The sequence below is a fragment of the Clostridium sp. HBUAS56010 genome (assembly GCF_007115105.1).
Lineage (GTDB): Bacteria > Bacillota > Clostridia > Lachnospirales > Lachnospiraceae > Lacrimispora.
Genome location: NZ_SULJ01000013.1, coordinates 91,628 through 113,058, shown reverse-complemented (window position 1 = coordinate 113,058; position 21,431 = coordinate 91,628). Strand labels below are relative to the sequence as shown.

Below are 21,431 nucleotides of genomic sequence, written 5' to 3'. Positions count from 1 at the left end.
TGCTAGCTAATTTATTTCCCGTTTTTACTTGTTGTTTGGTTCGTTTACAATTTCTTGTATTCGTTCTGAATTTTCTCATTCACAGCCATCAAACATGACTGATTTTTTAGAATTTTCAGGGTTTTACATACTGTTCAATCTTCTGTTTTCAAAGTGCTTTTTGTACTTATTGCCTCAACAGCAACTCATTAAGTATATCATTTTGTTTCTGTCTTGTCAATAACTTTTTTATTTTTCTTTTTCGCTGTTTTTCGACAGCTGGTATATAGTAACACATCTTCATGATTCTGTCAACTACTTTTTTTACCATCGTTTGGAAAAAGAAATCATTTTGGAAATGAGCGGAGAAAGAGGGATTTGAACCCTCGCGCCGGTTACCCGACCTACACCCTTAGCAGGGGCGCCTCTTCGGCCTCTTGAGTATTTCTCCGTAGTTCATAAATTCCATATGATGCGTTGTTCAAGTATTAGCTTTCCCAGACGCATTGACAATTATACAAAATATATTTCGACTTGTCAACCTATTTTTTGATTTATTTCTTCCTGGATTTTGTCGTGTACTATCTCAGCAATCTGGTTTGTTTTTATCGTCTGATATTCTTCTGGGTACAGAGGCTTTGTAAAGCAGACTTTTACTTTCTGCTTTTTCGATGACTTCTCATCAAAGGGCTTAAAACAGTCAATGAGTGCAACTGGTACAATTGGGCACCTGGCATTTACCGCACTTTTAAAGGTCCCCCCCTTAAAGGGAAGAAGTTGATTGCCATCCCGGCTTCTGGTTCCTTCTGCAAAGATGATATAGTTTTTTCCGTTTTTCACATCTTTTGTCATCTGAGTGATAATCGCTAACGATGCCCTTAAATCACTTCTATCTATAAAAAGTCCATTCAGTGCTCTGATTACCTGCTTTACTAATATTAAATTAGAAGCCTCTTTCTTTACTACTACGCGGAAAGGGTTCGGACAGGCATCCATGAGAGCGAGCACATCAAAAAGTCCCTGGTGGTTTGGAAACAGGATGAACCCATTCTTGGAAGGGAGATTCTCAAGTCCGTGAACTTCAACCTCTACCTTTCCGGAATAATTAATGGTCTTTACCACTGTTCTGATATAATCATAGCGTTCTTTATCGGTATGTTTATCTCCAGGCAGACCAAATCTACATATCTGGTAAAACCACCTGGGAAGCTGAAACAAATTTTTTACTACCATATAAGCAATACGGTTCATCATTATTCCTCTCGATATGCTTTGATTGCTGTTTCATACAGATTGTTTCCCTTGCTGTCTATTACAACAATAACAGGAAAGTCTTTGACATGAAGACGTCTGATCGCTTCGGTTCCCAGATCTTCATAGGCAATTACCTCAGAAGAAAGAATACATTTGGATAAAAGAGCTCCGGCACCTCCAACGGCTGCAAAGTACACTGCTTCATTTCTTACAACAGCATCTATGACTTCTTTACTTCGTTTTCCTTTTCCGATCATTCCTGCCATTCCCATATCAAGAAGAGCTGGAGTGTATTTATCCATGCGGCTGGCTGTTGTGGGTCCGGCTGATCCAATGGGACGGCCTTCTCTTGCCGGGGATGGTCCCATGTAATAAATTGTGTTTCCATTGATATCAAAAGGAAGAGCTTCTCCTCGATCCAGAGATTCTTTCATGCGTTTGTGTGCAGCATCTCTGGCTGTGTAGATAATGCCTGTTATATAGACATAATCTCCTGACTTTAACTGTTTTGCATCTGCTTTACTTATGGGAGCATTAATATGATAATCCATGACTTCCTCCATTCAACGTTTCATATTATATAATTCGATGTGCATGCCGGTTCACATGACAGCAAATATTAATAGCTACTGGAAGACCGGCAATGTGAGTCGGGTAAGTTTCTATATTTACAGCCAGTGCTGTAACGCTTCCTCCTAAACCACCTGGACCGATTCCCAGTTTATTCACTTTTTCAAGCATTTCTTCTTCCAGTTCCCTTACATAAGGAACGGAGGCTTTTTCATTCAAATCTCTGGTCAGTGCATGTTTTGCCATCTGTGCACATTTTTCAAAGCTGCCTCCAATACCTACACCTACTACCATAGGAGGGCATGCATTAGGACCAGCTTCCCGGACTGCAGTTAAGATTGATTCTTTGACTCCCTCCAGTCCGTCAGCAGGCTTTAACATAAAGATGCGGCTCATATTCTCACTTCCAAACCCTTTGGGTGCCACTGTAATATCAATCTTATCACCGCTGACAATCTCATAGTGAATTACGGCTGGAGTGTTGTCCTTGGTATTAATGCGTTCAATTGGCTCTACCACGGACTTTCTTAAAAATCCTTCTACATACCCTTCTGAAACGCCCTGGTTGATGGCATCCGTTACATTTTTTCCTTCTATATGTACGTCCTGTCCTATTTTGATGAAAATAACTGCCATGCCGGTATCCTGACAAATGGGTATCATATCTTCACCGGCAATCTTTAAATTCTCTTTTAACTGACAAAGAACCTGTCTTCCTAAATCTGATTTTTCACTCTCTACAGCATCTAAAAACACAGTTTCCATATCTTTTGAAAGAACATGGTTCGCTTCTATACACATTTCTTTAATATTTCTTGTTATTTCCTCGCTTTTTACAGTTCTAAACATGGTTACCTCCTGGTAAAGGAATTCTATTAATCTGTTTTTATCATAAATGATTCATACCGTGAAATCAAGTCAAAAAGTATGACAGGGTATGATGTTAGCGGTCATCCCCTGCCATACTTTTTAATTTAAGGCGGTTTTTAATTAATTTATCCTGTATATCTTTGATGGTGATCTGTGCCATCCTGTTACGGCATAGATCGTTCAGTTCATCATAAATATCATCCATGATACCTGACATTCCAGAAGCAACCATACATGGCATGGTTTCATCTCCGGATTTCCAGGAGGATGATACAAAACTCACATCCAAAGCATCACAGATCTGTTTTAAATGAATCTTTGCCGGGTCCTGAATCAAATGATATCCACCTTCCAGACCTTCTTTCGTTTCAATGATTCCTGCTTTTTTCAGCTTTGCCATAACTTTTCTGATCCGGGCTGGATTGGTACATACGTTTGAGGCGAGTTCTTCACTGGATGTAGTAACCTGTGTTTGATTTAAATAAACCACACCATGAACTGCTACTGCAAATTCACTGGTCATAGGAATCCCCCTTTTTCATTCAGTAACTTTTATCTGTAATCAATATAGTTTCAGTTTGTATCTTATCAAATAGATGTGGCTTTTGTCAAGGGATTGTCAATAAAAAGAGGTCCACCCTCAAATTCCAGAGATGGACCTCCTTGTAAGTTAATTTTTCTTCTCTTTTATACGAACTATAACACTTTTAATAACTTTATCCTTCATCTCCAGGATGGTGTAGCTGTTCTTTCCATCCTCAAGTTCCAAAGGCATCTGAGAATCCTTGGGAATAAAGCCTAACAATTCAATCAGATAACCAGACAGTGTATCACAGGAACTTTCTATCTCCTCATGAAGAACTTCATCAATATCATAAAGGGATATACTTCCTGATGCCTGATATACATAAGGCTCTATCTCAATAAGCTCGGGCTCCACTTGTTCATATTCATCATGGATATCGCCTACAATCTCCTCGATTAAATCCTGCATGGTTATAAGTCCTGAAACTCCCCCATACTCATCAATGAGGATTGCCATATTCTTCTTATGTTTCTGCATATCCAGAAACAGATCATCTGTCTTTTTATTCTCAGGAATAAAGTAAGGTTTCTGCAGAATCGGCCTTATATCAATATCTGCCAGTTCATTCTTATTCATCTCTATGGTAAAATCTTTCATGGATAAAATACCAATTATATTATCAACCTCTTCATCATAAATAGGAATTCTTGAATGTCTGCTGTCTAAAATCTCATTAAGAACAAGTTCCAGCGGCTGGTTGATATCCACTGCGATCATATCCTGTCTTGGAATCATGATCTCTCTGGCTCTTTTATCATCAAAGAGAAAGATTGATGTGATCATATCCTGTTCAATCTTGTTAAATACTCCGCTTTCCCGTCCGGTCTGGAGCATGGAACGGATCTCCTCTTCTGAAACTTCTTCTTCCAGATTATCTGTTTTCATCCCCATAAGCTTTAAGATTCCATTGGTAGAAAGAGAGAGCAGCTTAATAAACGGTGCCATAATTCTTGAAATAATATAGATGGGGCGGACAGAAAATAAACTAAACCATTCTGCCTTCTGAAGTGCTATCCTTTTTGGTACCAGCTCTCCTAAAACCAGGTTAAAATAAGATAAAATAATTGTTACTGTTACCATGGCAATGGTGTGACTGTAAGGAATTCCAACAGTTTCAAGCCTTGTTCCCAGAACCTGGGAAATACCTGTAGCTGCCGATGCACTGGAAAAAAATCCTGCAAAAGTTATAGCTACCTGGATGGTTGATAAAAATCCAGTAGAATCTTCTGATAATTTCTGAATCAGAATTGCCCTCTTATTCCCGCTGTCAGCTAACATTCGAATCCGGTTCTTATTCACTGATACAACCGCCATCTCCGCACCCGAAAAAAATGCGTTCATGATAGTCAGGGCTATTAATAATAAAATCTGTGCGGCAATCTGTGCCGCGCCTGGGTCACTCTCCAAGCTTGTATTCCTCCTTTAGGAACTCTGTCCTTTGCAGCTATTCTGCTTAATTTATTATGCGAAAAGACTTTGACTGCAGTAAAATGGGTCTGCTTTCAAAGTCTCTACCGCTCTTTATTGATTCTTTGTATTATAATATAAAAAATTCAATATTACAATATCTATCTTGTTAATATTTATTCCTGGGTTTCGTCAGTATTTGTCTGTGTCTCTTCTACCGGCAGATCATCCTCTTCCAATTCTTCGCCGTCAAATTCTTCTTCCTCAGACTTGCTTCCGTCATCCCGGACTTTTGCAATACTTGCTACGCGGATATCGGATTCCTGGTCAATATTCATCAGCTTGACACCAGAAGTATTTCTTCCAATTACGGAAATATCTTCAACAGAAATACGGATTACAATGCCTTCTGTCGTAATGAGAAGAAGATCGTGTTCATCTTCAACCAGTTTTGCACCTACAATATCTCCGGTCTTATCTGTAATTTTGTAACACAGAACACCTTTTCCGCCTCTTCTCTGAGGTGTGAACTCTTCAATTGGAGTTCGTTTTCCCATACCATTTTCAGATACGATCAGAAGCTTTGGTCCCTGAGTTTCCATCTGCATGCCGATTACCTGGTCATCATCATTTAACTTCATTCCAATAACACCCATGGATACACGTCCTGTTACACGGACATCCTTTTCATGGAACCTGATGCACTGTCCTTTTCTCGTAATGAGGAAAATATCATTGGTGTCATCGGTTGCTTTGACTTCAATGAGTTCATCATTTTCCCGGAGAACAATTGCCTGGAGACCGTTCTTTCTTACATTGGCATAATCCATCATCGGTGTCTTCTTTACCATACCATTTCTGGTTGCCATGAACAGGAATTTATCATCGTTATATTCCTTCATTGGGATAATGGCGGTAATGCTCTCTCCTGGAAGAAGCTGAAGAAGATTCACAATGGCTGTTCCTCTTGCTGTCCGGCTTCCTTCCGGAATCATATAAGTCTTTAACCGGTAAACCCGGCCTGTGTTGGTGAAGAACATGAGATAATGGTGGGTTGTCGTCATCATCAGGTCTTCGATATAATCCTGATCAATGGTCTGCATTCCCTTGATTCCTCTTCCACCACGATTCTGGTTTTTGAAATTGTCCACTGACATTCTCTTAATATACCCAAGTTTTGTCATGGCTACAATGGTATTCTCATCCGGAATCAGATCTTCCATGGACATATCATATTCATCAAAACCAATAGAAGTCCTTCTGTCGTCTCCATATTTGGCAGAGACAATTGAGATCTCTTCTCTGATTACTGCTAGAAGTTTCTTCTCATCACCAAGAATGGCTTTCAACTCCGCAATCTTTGCCTCCAGTTCTTTGAATTCATTCTCAAGTTTTTCCCGTTCCAAACCAGTCAGTGCACGAAGACGCATATCTACAATCGCCTGGGACTGTGGATCGCTTAACTGGAATCGTTCCATAAGTTCTGCTTTTGCGATCTGGATGTTCTGGGAACCCCGGATGATTCTTATAACCTCATCAATGTTATCCAGAGCAATCAGTAAACCCTGTAAAATATGGGCTCTTTCTTCTGCTTTATTTAAGTCATATTGGGTTCTTCTTGTTACAACTTCTTTCTGATGATTCAGATAATAGTCTAACATTTGAAGAACATTTAATACTTTTGGCTCTAAAGCTCCAGACTGATTCTTAACAAGAGCAAGCATGATTACACCGAAGGTATCCTGGAGCTGTGTATGTTTAAGCAACTGATTTAATATTACATTAGAGTTAACATCACGGCGAAGTTCAATACAGATTCTCATACCGGAACGGTCGGATTCATCCCTTAAATCTGTTATACCGTCAATTTTTTTATCTTTTACCAGTTCTGCAATCTTCTCAATGAGACGTGCTTTATTGACCATGTAAGGAAGTTCGGAAATTATAATCCGGCTTTTTCCATTTGGCATGGTTTCAATATCACTGACTGCTCTGACACGGATTTTTCCTCTTCCTGTACGATATGCTTCTTCGATTCCACGCTTTCCGAGGATGGTTGCTCCAGTTGGGAAATCAGGTCCTTTGATGATATCAAGGATTTCTTCCATGGTAGTCTCTCGGTTTTCTTCTACCTGGTTGTCAATGATTTTTACAACGGCTGCAATAACTTCCCGTAAATTGTGAGGAGGAATATTCGTCGCCATACCAACTGCAATACCAGAAGTACCGTTTACCAAAAGGTTCGGGTAACGGGCAGGCAATACATCCGGCTCTTTTTCCGTCTCATCAAAGTTTGGACTGAAATCAACTGTATTTTTATTGATGTCAGCCAGCATCTCCATGGAAATCTTGCTTAAACGGGCTTCTGTGTATCGCATGGCGGCTGCGCCGTCTCCATCCACTGAACCGAAGTTGCCGTGACCATCCACCAGAGGGTATCTGGTAGACCATTCCTGAGCCAGATTAACCAGGGCACCATAAATAGAACTGTCCCCGTGAGGATGGTATTTACCCATGGTATCACCAACGATACGGGCACATTTACGGTGGGGTTTGTCAGGACCGTTATTAAGCTCAATCATAGAATACAGAACTCTTCGCTGAACCGGTTTTAAGCCGTCTCTTACATCAGGCAGAGCTCTGGAAACAATGACACTCATGGCATAGTCAATGTATGACTTCTCCATGGTCTTTTTTAAGTCCACGTCATGAACTTTATCAAAGATATTTGGTTCCATTTTATTTCCTCCAATTAGATATCAAGATTCTGTACGTATTTGGCATTCGCTTCGATAAATTCACGTCTTGGATCTACCTGATCTCCCATAAGGGTTGTAAAGGTTAAGTCCATCTCGGATTGGGAATCGTCATCCATATTGACTCTTAATAAAACTCTTCTCTCCGGATCCATGGTTGTTTCCCAAAGCTGTTCCGCATCCATCTCACCTAACCCTTTGTAACGCTGGATCTTATTATTGTTATCTCTTCCAATCTCTTTTAAGATGGCATTAAGTTCTTCGTCGCTGTATGCGTACCAGACCCGTTTACTTTTTTCAACCTTGTAAAGAGGCGGCTGTGCCAGATAAACATGACCTTCTTTAATCAGGTTTGGCATAAACCGGTATAAGAAGGTTAAAAGCAGCGTACTGATATGAGCGCCATCTACATCGGCATCAGTCATAATAATGATCTTATGGTATCTTAACTTGCTGATTTCAAAATCATCATGAATACCTGTACCAAATGCTGTAATCATTGCACGGATTTCAGCATTGGCATAAATCTTATCAAGCCTTGCCTTTTCTACGTTTAATATCTTACCACGAAGAGGCAGAATCGCCTGGGTGTTTCTGGAACGGGCAGTTTTTGCTGACCCACCGGCACTGTCTCCCTCGACAATATATATCTCGCAGTTTTCAGGGTTTTTATCAGAACAGTCTGCCAGTTTTCCTGGAAGTGCCATTCCTTCAAGGGCTGTCTTCCTTCTGGTTAAATCTCTTGCTTTTCTTGCTGCCGCTCTGGCTCTCTGTGCCAGAATAGATTTATCGCAGATCATTCTTGCTATGCCTGGATTCTGCTCCAGATAATAGGTTAACTGCTCACGAAGAAGGTTATCAACCGCTCCCCTTGCTTCACTGTTGCCTAACTTCTGTTTGGTCTGTCCTTCAAACTGAGGTTCCTCGATCTTGACACTGATAATACCAGTAAGACCTTCCCGGATATCTTCGCCGGAGAGATTGGTTTCACTTTCTTTTAAAAGCTTATTCTTTCTGGCATAATCATTCAGAGTTGTAGTCAGTGCACTTTTAAAACCAGCTAAATGGGTTCCGCCTTCCGGAGTATTGATATTATTAACAAAGCTGTAGATATTTTCCGTATAGGAATCATTATGCTGCATGGCAATCTCTACATAAACTCCATCTTTCGTACCCTCACAATAGAATACCTGGTCGTAAAGAGAAGTCTTTCCTTTGTTCAGATAGTCTACAAATTCTTTAATTCCGCCTTCATAGTGAAATACATGCTCGCGTTTTTCTTCCCTCTCATCACGAAGGATAATCTTTAAATTTTTGGTCAGAAATGCAGTTTCACGGAAACGGATCTTCAAAGTATCATAATCATAGATCGTTTCTTCAAAAATAGTTTTATCGGGAAGGAATGTAACTTTGGTTCCATGTTCTTCCTGACCGCACTCACCAATGACCTTTAAAGGATACATGGTTTTTCCTTTTTCGTAACGCTGTTTGTAGATCTTTCCTTCCTGACGGATCTCTACTTCCAGCCACTCAGAAAGTGCATTTACAACAGAAGCACCAACACCATGAAGTCCTCCGGACACCTTATATCCGCCGCCGCCGAACTTACCACCGGCATGAAGGATGGTAAATGCAACTTCAACAGCAGGAATTCCTGCCTTTTTCTGAATTCCTACGGGAATTCCACGTCCGTCATCTATAACGGTAATGGAATTATCAGGACGAATCATTACCTCTATGCTGTCACAGTATCCGGCCAGAGCCTCATCTACCGCATTGTCTACGATTTCATAAACCAGATGATGAAGTCCCCGGGTGGATGTACTGCCTATATACATACCAGGTCTTTTTCTTACTGCTTCAAGTCCTTCCAGTATCTGGATTTGATCTGCACCATATTCTTGACTCATATTCTCACGCTTCCTCCTGAATCGTTAATTTTCACTTTCTACGGTACCATTTACCACACGAAATATCTTATCAATGGGGAACCGGTTGTTGACAAAGTCCTCCAGTCCCGTACAGGTAATAACGGTTTGTATATGTCTGATCCCTGCCAGCAGTTGATTCTGCCTGCTGTTATCAAGTTCTGATAACACATCATCAAGTAAAAGGATGGGATAATCATGTACCATAGTTTCTACCAGTTCTATCTCTGCAAGCTTTAAGGATAAAGCGGCGGTTCGCTGCTGCCCCTGGGAGCCAAACCGGCGTATGTCGATTCCATTTACAATAAAACTCAAATCATCCCGGTGAGGACCTGTTAAAGTCGTCTTCTGCCTTAAATCCTGCTGCCTGCTCCGTCTTAATGTATCCTCAAACGCATCCGCCTCTACATTAGGTTCGTAGAGAATGCGTAAAGATTCTTTATCCCCCGAAAGATTCCGGTGGATGGTCTCTATGATTCCATCCAGTCGGTCGATAAACTCTTTTCTATAACAAATAATCTCTTTTCCATACTGAATTAACTGCATATCCCATATATCCAGGGTCTCTTTATAATCAGGTTTTAATGCCAGATCTTTGAGGAGCTTGTTTCTCTGTGTAACAATCCGGTTATATTGAACCAGGGAATGGACATAGAGCTTATTTAGTTGACATAACTCCAAGTCAACAAACCGGCGTCTTTCTGCCGGTCCGTTTTTTATAAGATTTAAGTCTTCCGGAGAGAAAAACACAACATTGACAATTCCAAATAATTCACTGGCCTTTTTTATGGGAACTCCATTTACTGCCACGCCTTTGGTCCTGTTCTTTTTTAAGTGCATATCAATCCGGTACGGGATATCCCTTTTTCTAATATTCAATTTAATATGGGACTCATCTCTGTCAAACTGTATAATTTCTTTGTCTTTACTTCCTCTGTGGGACTTAGTTGTAGCGCAGACATAAATTGCTTCTAAGACATTGGTTTTACCCTGGGCATTGTCCCCGTAAAGTATGTTGGTTCCCTGACTAAAATCCATATGTAATTCATCATAGTTGCGGTAATTCTTAAGCTCTATTGATTCTATCCTCATGGATGCTGTAGCTTCCTCTCTATCGGCAGGGCATTACTCAATCTTTATGGTATTGCCTTCAAAGGTAACAATATCCCCGACATGCAGTTTTTTACCCCTTTGATATTCGATTTCACCATTTACAGATACCAGACCATCCTCAATGGCATATTTGGCATAAACGCCGGATTCTACCAGATTTGCTGCCTTTAATGCCTGACCCAGTTTGATAAATTCGCCTTTTAGTTTGATTATTTCCATGAGTTCTCCATTCTTTGGCGTTAACACGCACTGATCATTCGGTTATACAGATGCTGCATTGAAGTTAACAGGAAGAATCAGATAGATGTATTTTCCTTCTTCATCCCGGATAAAGCAGGGTGATTTAGGATTTAACATATAAAGAGTAACTTCTTCGTCATCAATAATTCTCAGCGCATCAATTAAAAACTTGGGGTTGAAGCCGATCATAATATCGCTTCCTGTCTTATGAGTGGATACTTCTGCATTCATAGAGCCGAAGCTGGAATTGATCTTCAACTGCATCTCCTGGTCTTCTATATTGATAATAAGAGGTTTTTTATCATTCTCACGAACCAGGATGGTTGCCCGGTCAAGACAATCAAGCAACTCTCTTTTATTCACGGTAGCCTTTGTCTCGTAGTCGCTGGAAAGCATCTGTTCCACCCGGAAATATTCTCCTTCAATCAGACGGGATACTACCATAGTCTGGTCAAATTCAAATAAAACGTGATTGGCTCCAAAGAAAATAAGAACTTCTTTTTCATTATCTCCACCCAGAATCTTGCTGACCTCGCTTAGAGTCTTGCCAGGAACAATCACTTTTATATCATGATAATTATCTTTTAGTTCAATATTTCTAATGGAAATGCGGTGACCATCCAGAGAAACAACTTTTAACTGATTTCCCGTTACCTGAAAAAGTTCTCCGGTCATCATCTTATTGCTGTCATTGGGTGCAATGGAAAAGATGGTCTGACGGATTACTTCTTTTAAGGAGAACTGGGAAAGACAGATGTAATGATCCCGTTCAATGTATGGGAGATAAGCAAACTCTTCGCCATCCCGTCCCTGGATGTGGAACACTGAATTTTCACAAGAGATTGTGGTCGAAAATTTTTCATCACTTTCTATTGTTACAAGGGAATCTCCTGCAGATGATAATTTTCTTACGATCTCTGAAAGAAGCTTGGCATCAAGGGCGATCTTTCCCCTGTCTATGATAGTTCCTTCTACTTTGGTTTCAATGCCAAGTTCCATATCATTGGCTGTCAGTTTAATTTCAGAACTGCTTGCATCTATAAAGATACATTCAAGGATTGACATGGTGGTCTTGCTGGGAACTGCTTTTAATACAATATTAATGCCATTTAAAATAGCGTCCTGCTGAAATGTCAGTTTCATAATTGTTGATAACTCCTTTGCTCTAGAAATAACAATAAATAGATAAATAATATAGTTAAATTCCGTCGTAATAGTAGTAGGGGCTGTGGGTTTGTGTAAAAGCCTTAAGAACCTTTATAAAGGCTTGGATTTCTGTGTTCATAAGGATGTGAATAACGTCCACAGAATCTAAGGAAAACTATGAAGTTATCCACAAGACAATCAGAAGCGATTTGAGGACCCTGCTTATCCACATGAAATGAACACCTAATACACATACTATTGTGGATTAATCTTCTTTTTTAAGATTTCAATGGTATTAGACAAGGTTTCATTTTTATTAATCTCGCCTGTGATCTTATCAATTCCATGAATAATGGTGGTATGATCCCTTCCGCCCAGAAACTTTCCAATCATCTGTAAAGGAGTTCCTACCATATCGCGGCATAAAAACATAACGATCTGCCTGGGATATACAATCTCCTTATTACGCTTCTGGGAACAGATATCAAGGGGGGTTAATCCATAATGGTCTGCAACCACCTGTATCACCAGCTCCGGCGTAATTTCCCGTTTATCATTTGGTGAAATAATGTCCTTTAGTGCTTCCTCCGCCAGTTCTACGGTGATTTCTTTATTATCAAGGCGGGAGAGTGCCACAATCTTTGTCAGGGCACCTTCCAGTTCCCGGATGTTTGACTTGATATTCGTGGCTATGTATTTAATCACTTCATTATCAATGTTGTAACCTTCCATCTCTTCTTTTTTTCGAAGAATTGCCATTCTGGTCTCATAATCCGGGGACTGTATGTCCACAGTCAGACCCCACTCAAAGCGGGAACGCAGCCGTTCTTCCAGGGTTTCTATTTCCTTAGGAGGTTTATCGGATGAGATAATGATCTGCTTTTTCGCTTCATAAAGAGCATTGAAGGTATGGAAAAATTCTTCCTGTGTACTTTCTTTTCCTATGATAAACTGGATATCATCAATTAAAAGAACGTCATTATTACGGTACTTTTCGCGGAATTCCGTTGGAGAGAAATTATTCTTGTTACGGATCGCGTCAATCAGCTCATTGGTAAATTTTTCACTTGTCACATAAAGGACTTTTGCCCGCGGATTATTTTTTAATATAAAATGACCGATGGAGTGCATCAGGTGAGTTTTGCCGAGACCAACGCCACCATAGATAAAGAGAGGGTTGTAGATCTCACCGGGAGACTCTGCCACAGCTAGAGAAGCGGCGTGTGCCAGGTTATTGTTGGCACCCACGACAAATGTGTCAAAGATGTATTTCGGATTTAAGTTCGCATTAATAATCGCAGACTGACTGACCGAATTCACCGTATTTGTAATAAGAGTATTTCCTGCAGGAGCTGGGGCAGTCTCCTTTTGAATCTGATTTTCCACAACGAAATCAATGCTGCATTCAAAACCAGTAACTTCTTCGATGGTAATCTTTAGAAGAAATCCGTATTTTTTGCGGATGTATCCCAGGAATTCCACATCAGGTACAGTGACAATGACTTTTTCGCCATCCACAGCATGAACCTTCAGTGGGAGAAGCCAGGTTTTGAAAGACACGTCTGTGATTTCGTGCTCCTCTTTTAAATTCAATAAGATTTCGTCCCATTTTTCCTTTAACTGTTCTAACATTGTAAGTCTCCTACATCTATAAAAATGCAAATATGCGCATTTGTCCAATCTACTGTTCATTCTATACTATTTTGAATTATTTTTCAATGACAATAGTAAAAAATTGTGGATAAGTGTGTGTAACAGGTGTGTATTTCATGTGAATGATATGTTGATAATCATCCAGAGATAAAGTTGTCCACAAAAAGTGTGGATTTTCAAAGTCCAATTATTCACATTCTGGGAGACAAGTATTTATAAGGGCTTGGACAATATGGCTGTGAACAAGTGGATGGTTATCAAGAATCTATCCAGAGAGTTATCCACAAGTTATCCCCACTTTGTTGATAACTTTATGTAAATTAACAAAATTCTGTGAATTTGGACACATGGATTGACGAAAAGCAGGAGAGACAGGTATAATGCAGGGGGAACTAGTTGCATTGTATCTTATTTTGAGAACAGTAGCACAGGAGGTAAAAATGAATATTGAGAGCAAGACCCGTAACCTGGTAATGGCGGCTGTATTTACTGCGATTATCGTAATTATGGCATTTACACCCTTTGGGTATATCCCTCTGGGATTCATGAACGCCACAATCATTCATATTCCGGTCATAATTGGAGCCATAATTCTTGGACCAAAATATGGTGCTTTTTTAGGAATGATGTTTGGATTCACCAGTTTATGGAAGAATACGTACATGCCAAATCCTACTTCTTTTGTATTTTCTCCATTTATTAAGGTGGGAGAGTATGGGGGAAACTTTGGAAGTCTGATCGTCTGTATGGTTCCAAGGGTTTTAATTGGAATTGTGGCGTATTATGTATTTCGTGCCGTGCTTCGTGTATTTTCAGACAAAAAGGGGAAAAGAGCGATTGCATTGGCATCAGCAGGAGTGGCAGGATCATTAACTAATACAATTTTGGTGATGAATCTGATTTATTTTCTTTTTGGGAAAGATTATGGACAGGCTGCCAGGGGACTGACAGATGGAATTTATTCTGTTATTGTTGGAATTATATGTATCAATGGAATTCCGGAAGCAATCATATGTGGAATTCTAACGGTAGCGGTTTGTCAGGCGTTATATAAAGTAATGAGATAATAGAGTGTGTAAAGGGATGGTTTTTTCTAATTTGAAAAACCGTCCCTTTTTTATGGGGAGTCTTTTGTAGAAATACTTAAAATCATTTTTTGAATGGCTTCTTTATTTAATTTCCAGCTATAAGGCGGGGTAGTGTATATGGTCTGAATATAATATTGACCGGATTTTTTACAGGTAAAATAGAAATAAAAATCGTTTCCAGCCACGGAAGCATAATAGAGAGCCTGAGGTTGATTGATGGGAAGGGAAAGAAGGTTTTCTTTGTCAGCAGGTTTTAGTTTATAAATATCTATGTAATTTGCCGCCGCTGAATCAATAAAATTCTGTTCCCATGTCACTGCTGAAAACTCTTTTATTGGATACGCATTCACAATTAATTCTGAATTATAGGAGCTTAAATACAGATCATAGTTTGATTTTTTAATCTCATAGATCTGGGGAGCGCTGACGGTAATGTTATGTTTTTCTGATACCATTTCACAGGTGTTATAAGAGGAGAGTTTGGAAATTGCTTCAACCTCTTTTATAACTTTTGCTCCAGAAAAAGTCATAAGTGGCACCAATAAAACGGAGACAGTGAGAATCATGGGGGCAGAAATGCTTGTATGACCTTTTTTTCTGATATAAGTTTCTGCTTCTTGCCGGGTTAACTTAAATGCAGCGGTTATTTCCTGGTGACACTTTTTAAAATACAGATAGTTACCCAAACATCCCATAAAAATATGAATTAAGATGAAGCTATAGGGGATGAGGGCAGATAGAAGATATGCCAGAATGATAAACAGGGTATAGGAAAACATCTTGCGGTATATGAGCCAATAGAAAGGAAATAAAAATGCTGCCCAGTTCCAGCGGATAAATACTTTTTCTGATCCCTGATTTTCCCAGTTTGTCTTATAGTAGGGATAATTATTTCCCACAAATTCCTTAATTGCCCAATCTTTTGGGTTCTTCTGTTCCAGTGCCATAAAAAGTCTCCTAATAATAAATGTATGTTATGAAGACTATTATAGAGGAAAAAATTAAAAAATGTTGTATCATGTAAGAAAAAACAGGTTATATGTAAAAATTAGTAACATTTATATAAAAAATAAAGAAAAAAAGGAAAGAACAGTAACTTGTCTTTCCTTTTTTCCGTATAAAACTGATTAAATCAGTGCTGCAGTAATAATTGACATTTTGTATACTTCATCAGCATTACAGCCTCTTGACAGATCATTAATGGGTGCCTGAAGCCCCTGGAGGATGGGTCCGAAGGCTTCAAATCCGCCCAGTCTCTGTGCTATTTTATAGCCTATATTTCCTGCATTAATATCAGGGAATACAAAGACATTGGCTTTACCCGCAACTGGAGAATCAGGTGCTTTTGTTTTGGCAACGGTCTGAGAGAATGCGGCATCAAACTGGAGTTCTCCATCAACCGGAAAGTCTAAATGAAGGGCTTTTAATTTGGAAGCAGCGTGGTTAACTTTGTCAACTGTTTCTCCTTTTCCAGATCCCAATGTGCTGTAGGAGAGAAGAGCAACGTTAGGATCAATGGAGAAAGTTCTGGCTGTTCTGGCTGTTTCACATGCAATTTCTACCAGTTCATCTTCGGTTGGGTCAAGGTTGATGGCACAGTCTGCCATTGCGTAAAGTTCTGTTTTGCCTTCGGTCTGACGGGAGAGAATAAAGCAACTGGAAACAATCTTATTCTCTGGTTTTGTTTTGATTAACTGTAGGGCGGGACGTACAGTATCAGCGGTGGAATAAGTAGCTCCGCCAAGGAGACAATCTGCTTTTTTCATCTTCACCAGCATGGTTCCAAAATAGTTGGATTTTGAAAGTGCGGTCCGACAGGCTGCTTCATCCATTTTTCCTTTTCTAAGTTCTACCATCTTTGCTATCATTTCTTCAATTTCATTATAATGAAGTGGATCAATGATCTCGATTCCATCTATGGACCATCCAGATTGTTTTGCTGCATTCTCAATTTCTTTTGGATCACCGATAAGAATAGGGCTTAAAATTCCTTCTTTGTGAAGACGGCTTGCTGCTTCTAAAATTCTTGGATCCGTTCCTTCCGTAAATACAATTTTCCGATTGTGCTGTTTAAGTGCAGCAATCATAGATTCAAACATAATAATTACCTCCATAATATGGGTTGAATTTTATTAATGATAAGATACTTTACCCAATTACTTTAAATACTATCTCAAATCTGATTGGATATCAACTGGTCTCAGACAATTTTAGGAAATGTTATCGAGTATTTTTATCTGTTTTGTTCTTGTGCCGGGAAATAAAAATCAGCCACATTCATTATAAACCATGGGTTTTCATGAATGTGGCTGAGAGAAATATGTATTTATGATTATTATCTATAATTTCAGGTATCAGAGGTCATTGACCGTTAGTCTGGCATTGGAAATAATATCAGCATTATCTGTTTTATAGGAATCCCATTGGCTGGGAGAGACAAATAGAGTAGAAAGTACATAATAGTTGTCTACTTTTTTACAGCACAGGTGGAGGTAATAAATATAGTCGTCTGAATTATAGGAATAGAGCGCCTGGAAAACCTGACTATCAAGCGGAGGAAGTTCCCGGTCAACAATAGGAGTTGTAAAATAGGTATTGTTAAAGTTTGTGACGACCAGATCTATAATGTCTTTTTCTGTTAGGGATTCATTGAGGTCTTCCATCGGGTAAAGGTCCAAAGTTATTAAAGCGGAATCGTCATTTGCCGACAGTTCCAAATCATGATAGGTATTATTATAATCGGAAACCTGGAAATCGCTGGAGACTTCACTTGTTATTACACCGTCATATGTCTGGAATACTGAGGTGGATTCTACTTGAATCTCTTGTTCAGACTGGGATTGCTCAAGGGTTACGGAACCAGAGGTTTCATCAAGGTTTAAACCAATTATAATTGCTAAAAAAAACATTGAAATCAGTAGTACTGTGGCAACAATTGATATGATAAGTGCGGCACTGCTTGTGTGGCCATGTCTTTTAAAGAAAACTTCTGCTTTTTCTTTTGGCATTCCACTTGCGCGTATTAGGACATTATGACATCGCTTTAAATAGATGTAATTGGCGTAAATTCCTGAGAAGATATTTAAAAATAACATCACAAAAGGAATGAAAATTGAAAGTATAACTGAGAAAAAATAAATTAGGGAGAACACAAAGGCATAAAAATACATTTTACGATAAACAAGCCAATAAAAGGGAAAGAAAAATGCGACCCAGTTAAAGGTGGTAAATGAACGGTCTGGGGTTCTATTTGCCCATTGATATTTGTAGTATTCGTAATTAGGACCCACAAAGGTCTGTATGGCCCAAGTGTTTGGGTCTGTTTGCTGATTTTCCATGAGGGGGAAGCTCCTTTTTTATTTTATTCTTATTATACAGGGGATTTTGGAAAAATGTCGTATCATGTAAAAAATAACGGGTTACATGTAAAAACTGGTTAAGAGGAGGGCTGGATAGATGAGGATTATTTATGAATAAACATAAAAGTTGATTATTCAGTTGCTAGAAATATAGCTTTTATATGTTAATTTTGGTTGGGGTGTCAAAACATCAAATAAAAACAGTTCTACCATTTTAACATCAGGTTATTTTTTATTTTTGAACATTTTAAGCTATATACAGTAAATCAGCGCCGTATCATCCCATATTTTTATGCTGTTTTAGATTTAGGGCAGACTCCACCCCACCCATTCGATTATGCCTTAGCAGCTTCTTGAAATTACATGCGCCAATTTTTAACAGAAAGAATTGTCTAGTTCTTAAGAGCCCATATGTTGGAATATCATCTATGTGGAATTTTCTTCTTAATACAGAAGGTATTCCTTCTACTGCGTTTCGCATCCTTGCAAGTGTAATAAATTGTTCAGATGTCATTTCTTTCAAGTAGGATGCACGAGATTTCATTGTTTGCGACACATGAACTGCATAATGTTTTTTTGCGGTTTGCCTTTACACTCATCTTTGTGGGGACAGTTATCACAGTATTCTTTTTTGATTAGTGTACGGCATACACCTGTTTTAGGAAAATAGGATTTGTATCTTTCCCAATAAGTGCTGTCGTTACAAGCTTTGTATTGCAGCTATTTGCCAGTTCCTGATTTTCTTCTCCACCATATGCACCATTGGTAATCATTGTTTCAGGTGCTGACGAACTATCCTTTTTACTAAGGCATTCCTTACAAAACTGACTGTCACTGTGGCTGTTTTTTGCATAACCGGTATCAGTAATTAGGCTGTCACCATTTTCACCAACAGTTTCAACAATGTTTCCATCATAGCCTTTATTATCTTTCGTTTGGTTCTGACATCTCTTGTTGTAAACTGCCAATCCACTTTTGCATTGCTATTGTTACGTTCTTTTTCCTAGGCAGATGATTCTTTGCGCAATAGCTCAATATCTTCGATTCTTCTGGACAGACACTGCCGAGTCATAAAATTTAATTCAATTTCAGCAATGTCAAGCCAGATCCCATGTTTTGGGGTGTAATGTATTTCTGACTTTTTGATGATACCCCAAGCTTCCTCAGGTGGAAATGCCTTGTGCAACGAAGAAACCTTGTGGGTGTTTAGATTATCCATTACAAGAATAATCTTTTCTTTCTCTGGATACATAACCGTTTGATGAAAAGTAGAGCGATGTATACTTGCATTATGCAATTAAATTTAAATGAATTAAAGAAAAGTGAAAAGAATACGTTAAAATATGAAACGCATGTATAATACATAAATTACGCATGCGTTTTCTGGTTCAATGTGTCAATTGTCCAAACCAAAAGAAAATCATATACTTGTTGTAAACAGCGAGTTAAAATGAATGTACAACGGATGGGCATGTGAAAAATATTTTTGATTTTCAGGACAACATAAACAATTTTAACCCCATTCCCCTGTCGTGGTCTTTTAAGGATACCACAGGCGATATGGGTAAGTCAGTGGCGATATACCCTGTACTGGAGAATCCGCAATCCCGATTTCCAGAGCAAACAGGTTGTGGAAGTGGGATAATTGGACTTGATAATGCTGGATATCCTTGCATAAAGGGAAGAAACTAAAAGGGTAAGAGGTTTAAATTATATGATTTCCGCCAGGTTTTGTACAGAGCCGCTTAACTGGTTGGGTGATGTGATGCAATCTAAACGAAGGTATTTTTTGATTTGGTAATTTAATTTTATTATACAAAGGGAGGTTTTTTAAAATGAAACTTAAAAGAATATTTTTTCTGACAATGGCGGCGGTTCTTGCTGGAACCGTAACGGGCTGCATGCCCACACCAAAAAAAGAGAATTCTGCATCAACTACTACATATCAATCCCAACTTAAAACTGGCGAAGAAGCCGAACAAACGTCAAAGACAGCCGCAAAGCTAGAGGTTAATACTAAGGACGCCATCACCTTGCGCATGAACTGGTGGGGTGGGGATTCCAGACATCAGGCAACTCTTGCGGCCATTAAGAAATTTCAAGAGAAATATCCCAATATAACGGTTCAGCCGGAATACGAGGCTTTCAACGGTCATGAGGAAAAAGTAGCTTTAAGTATTAAATCAGGAAATGCGGCAGATGTGATGCAGCTGGATTGGAGTTGGGTTCCCACTTATTCTCCCAACGGAGATAACTTTTATGATCTGAATAAAGTCTCTGGAATTCTGGATTTAAGCAACTATGAAGACAAAGATAAGGAGGTTTTTACCATTAATGGGAAACTAAATGCTGTTCCTATCAGTATGACTGGAAGAGTATTCTGCTGGAACAAGACGACGTTTGATCAGATAGGGGTTAAAATTCCTACTACACTAGATGAACTTCTGTCCGCAGGCAAGGACTTTGAAGCTTATGATCCTTCTTATTATCCTCTCGTCACAAAGGAACTGGATCGCTCTTTTCTAATGGTATATTACCTTCAGTGCAAATATGGCAAGGATTGGGTGAAAAATGGAGTTTCACAGTATACACAGGAAGAAATAGCAGAAGGCTTTGATTTCTTAAAGAATCTGGAATACAATCATGTTATTCCCACGCTCCAAAAAGTAGCAGGAGACGGAGCTGACTTAATTGATACCAATATAAACTGGATGAATGGGCATTATGCAGGAATCTTTCTTTATGATACATCTGTGGTAAAGCATGCAGAGGCTGTTGAAAATGGGGAGTTTATTATTGGAGATTATGTGAATATGGGAGATTACCACGGTGGCTTCATCAAAGTCAACCAAGCTTTTGGAATTAGTGCAACTACAGAGCATCCTGCAGAGGCCGCAGCCCTGATTCAGTTTTTGGCAGCTGAAAAGGACGGTGTGGAAAGTTTGGGTGATACGAGAGGCGTTCCTGCCAATAAAACAGGACTTTCCCTGCTGGATTTAAGTAAAAGCCAGACAGCAGAGGCCAATGCAAAAGCCATAGAATGGAGCAAGTTACAAATGGATGCCACCTTTGAAAGAAGTTCCTTTACAGGGGCAGATGGTACTTTCTTTAATGCTCTCCAGCTTTCCAGCTATGGAGAGGGTGATTCTATATCCTGTGCGGAAATGGTATTGGAGGGCTTAAATAAGGAGCTTAAAAGATAAGAAAAAATTTATTATTTGGTTGAGGTTTTGACACCTCAACCAATTTTAGAAAATATAAAAATCAGTATCTTTTGTCCATAAAAACTGGATGCCTTTGGAGCGAGTGGAAGAATAAGGGTTTCAGACAGTGTTAAAATCCCCATAAATACAAGGAAATTTGCAAGTTTCCCTTGACGAACCAATCATTGTTCTATATAATTGAAACGATGTTTAACTAAAATAGTCTCAATATGTTTCATCATATTGCCTATGATAAGCTATTGTAACAAGAGGAGGTGT

17 protein-coding genes and 1 tRNA gene are annotated in these 21,431 nt (G+C 39.1%); 2 read left to right on the top strand and 16 right to left on the bottom strand.

From position 1 onward, the window contains the following. Nucleotides 1-342 precede the first annotated feature (342 nt). The 12 genes from FAY33_RS16910 to dnaA form a co-directional block, all read right to left on the bottom strand. A tRNA-Ser gene (locus FAY33_RS16910) sits at nt 343-430 on the bottom strand. An 86-nt stretch (nt 431-516) separates the two neighbouring features. Continuing rightward, nucleotides 517-1,233 (bottom strand): lysophospholipid acyltransferase family protein, encoded by a 717-nt coding sequence (locus FAY33_RS16905; RefSeq protein ID WP_347562713.1) that lies wholly within the window; start codon nt 1,231-1,233, stop codon nt 517-519. Continuing rightward, nucleotides 1,233-1,784 carry a Fe-S-containing hydro-lyase gene (locus FAY33_RS16900; RefSeq protein WP_143322409.1) on the bottom strand — a complete coding sequence of 184 codons (552 nt, stop codon included), beginning with the start codon at nt 1,782-1,784 and terminating at the stop codon, nt 1,233-1,235. The genes FAY33_RS16905 and FAY33_RS16900 overlap by 1 nt, the downstream gene beginning before the upstream one ends. A 25-nt stretch (nt 1,785-1,809) precedes the next feature. Next, a complete protein-coding gene (locus FAY33_RS16895) occupies nt 1,810-2,652 on the bottom strand; it encodes a fumarate hydratase (protein WP_143322408.1) in 843 nt (280 codons plus the stop codon). Nucleotides 2,653-2,746: 94 nt separating this feature from the next. Further along, complete coding sequence (locus FAY33_RS16890; RefSeq protein ID WP_143322407.1) at nt 2,747-3,196, bottom strand: Rrf2 family transcriptional regulator; 450 nt, start codon at nt 3,194-3,196, stop codon at nt 2,747-2,749. Between the two features lie 147 nt (nt 3,197-3,343). Beyond that, the gene (locus FAY33_RS16885) at nt 3,344-4,666 is read right to left on the bottom strand and encodes a hemolysin family protein (RefSeq protein WP_143322406.1); all 1,323 of its coding nucleotides are present in this window, start codon (nt 4,664-4,666) and stop codon (nt 3,344-3,346) included. A gap of 176 nt (nt 4,667-4,842) precedes the next feature. After that, the gene (gene gyrA, locus FAY33_RS16880; protein ID WP_143322405.1) at nt 4,843-7,404 is read right to left on the bottom strand and encodes a DNA gyrase subunit A; all 2,562 of its coding nucleotides are present in this window, start codon (nt 7,402-7,404) and stop codon (nt 4,843-4,845) included. Nucleotides 7,405-7,418: 14 nt separating this feature from the next. Next, nucleotides 7,419-9,332 carry a DNA topoisomerase (ATP-hydrolyzing) subunit B gene (gyrB, locus tag FAY33_RS16875; protein WP_143322404.1) on the bottom strand — a complete coding sequence of 638 codons (1,914 nt, stop codon included), beginning with the start codon at nt 9,330-9,332 and terminating at the stop codon, nt 7,419-7,421. 24 nt (nt 9,333-9,356) lie between these two features. Next, the gene (gene recF, locus FAY33_RS16870; protein ID WP_143322403.1) at nt 9,357-10,442 is read right to left on the bottom strand and encodes a DNA replication/repair protein RecF; all 1,086 of its coding nucleotides are present in this window, start codon (nt 10,440-10,442) and stop codon (nt 9,357-9,359) included. A 33-nt stretch (nt 10,443-10,475) separates the two neighbouring features. Further along, on the bottom strand, nt 10,476-10,682 hold the full coding sequence (locus FAY33_RS16865; protein WP_143322402.1) for an RNA-binding S4 domain-containing protein: 207 nt from the start codon (nt 10,680-10,682) through the stop codon (nt 10,476-10,478). A gap of 42 nt (nt 10,683-10,724) precedes the next feature. Then, entirely contained in the window at nt 10,725-11,846 is a 1,122-nt protein-coding gene (gene dnaN, locus FAY33_RS16860) for a DNA polymerase III subunit beta (protein WP_143322401.1), read from the bottom strand. 258 nt (nt 11,847-12,104) lie between these two features. Next, nucleotides 12,105-13,481 carry a chromosomal replication initiator protein DnaA gene (gene dnaA / locus FAY33_RS16855; protein WP_143322400.1) on the bottom strand — a complete coding sequence of 459 codons (1,377 nt, stop codon included), beginning with the start codon at nt 13,479-13,481 and terminating at the stop codon, nt 12,105-12,107. A 461-nt stretch (nt 13,482-13,942) separates the two neighbouring features. Between dnaA and FAY33_RS16850 the strand changes: the two genes are divergently transcribed. Continuing rightward, on the top strand, nt 13,943-14,569 hold the full coding sequence (locus FAY33_RS16850; RefSeq protein ID WP_143322399.1) for an ECF transporter S component: 627 nt from the start codon (nt 13,943-13,945) through the stop codon (nt 14,567-14,569). Nucleotides 14,570-14,619: 50 nt separating this feature from the next. Here FAY33_RS16850 and FAY33_RS16845 read toward each other — a convergent pair whose 3' ends face one another. The 4 genes from FAY33_RS16845 to FAY33_RS16830 all read right to left on the bottom strand — a co-directional run bounded on the left by FAY33_RS16845 (nt 14,620) and on the right by FAY33_RS16830 (nt 18,917). Next, complete coding sequence (locus FAY33_RS16845; protein ID WP_143322398.1) at nt 14,620-15,537, bottom strand: DUF2628 domain-containing protein; 918 nt, start codon at nt 15,535-15,537, stop codon at nt 14,620-14,622. Between the two features lie 180 nt (nt 15,538-15,717). Beyond that, nucleotides 15,718-16,689, bottom strand: coding sequence for a phosphate acetyltransferase (gene pta / locus FAY33_RS16840; RefSeq protein ID WP_143322397.1), 972 nt, complete (start codon nt 16,687-16,689; stop codon nt 15,718-15,720). Between the two features lie 255 nt (nt 16,690-16,944). Next, nucleotides 16,945-17,928 carry a DUF2628 domain-containing protein gene (locus tag FAY33_RS16835; RefSeq protein ID WP_143322396.1) on the bottom strand — a complete coding sequence of 328 codons (984 nt, stop codon included), beginning with the start codon at nt 17,926-17,928 and terminating at the stop codon, nt 16,945-16,947. Nucleotides 17,929-18,584: 656 nt separating this feature from the next. Continuing rightward, the gene (locus FAY33_RS16830) at nt 18,585-18,917 is read right to left on the bottom strand and encodes a hypothetical protein (protein WP_143322395.1); all 333 of its coding nucleotides are present in this window, start codon (nt 18,915-18,917) and stop codon (nt 18,585-18,587) included. Nucleotides 18,918-19,784: 867 nt separating this feature from the next. On the opposite strand from FAY33_RS16830, the gene FAY33_RS16820 reads away from it, so the two are divergent. Further along, a complete protein-coding gene (locus FAY33_RS16820) occupies nt 19,785-21,152 on the top strand; it encodes an ABC transporter substrate-binding protein (RefSeq protein WP_143322393.1) in 1,368 nt (455 codons plus the stop codon). The last annotated feature ends 279 nt before the right edge of the window (nt 21,153-21,431 follow it).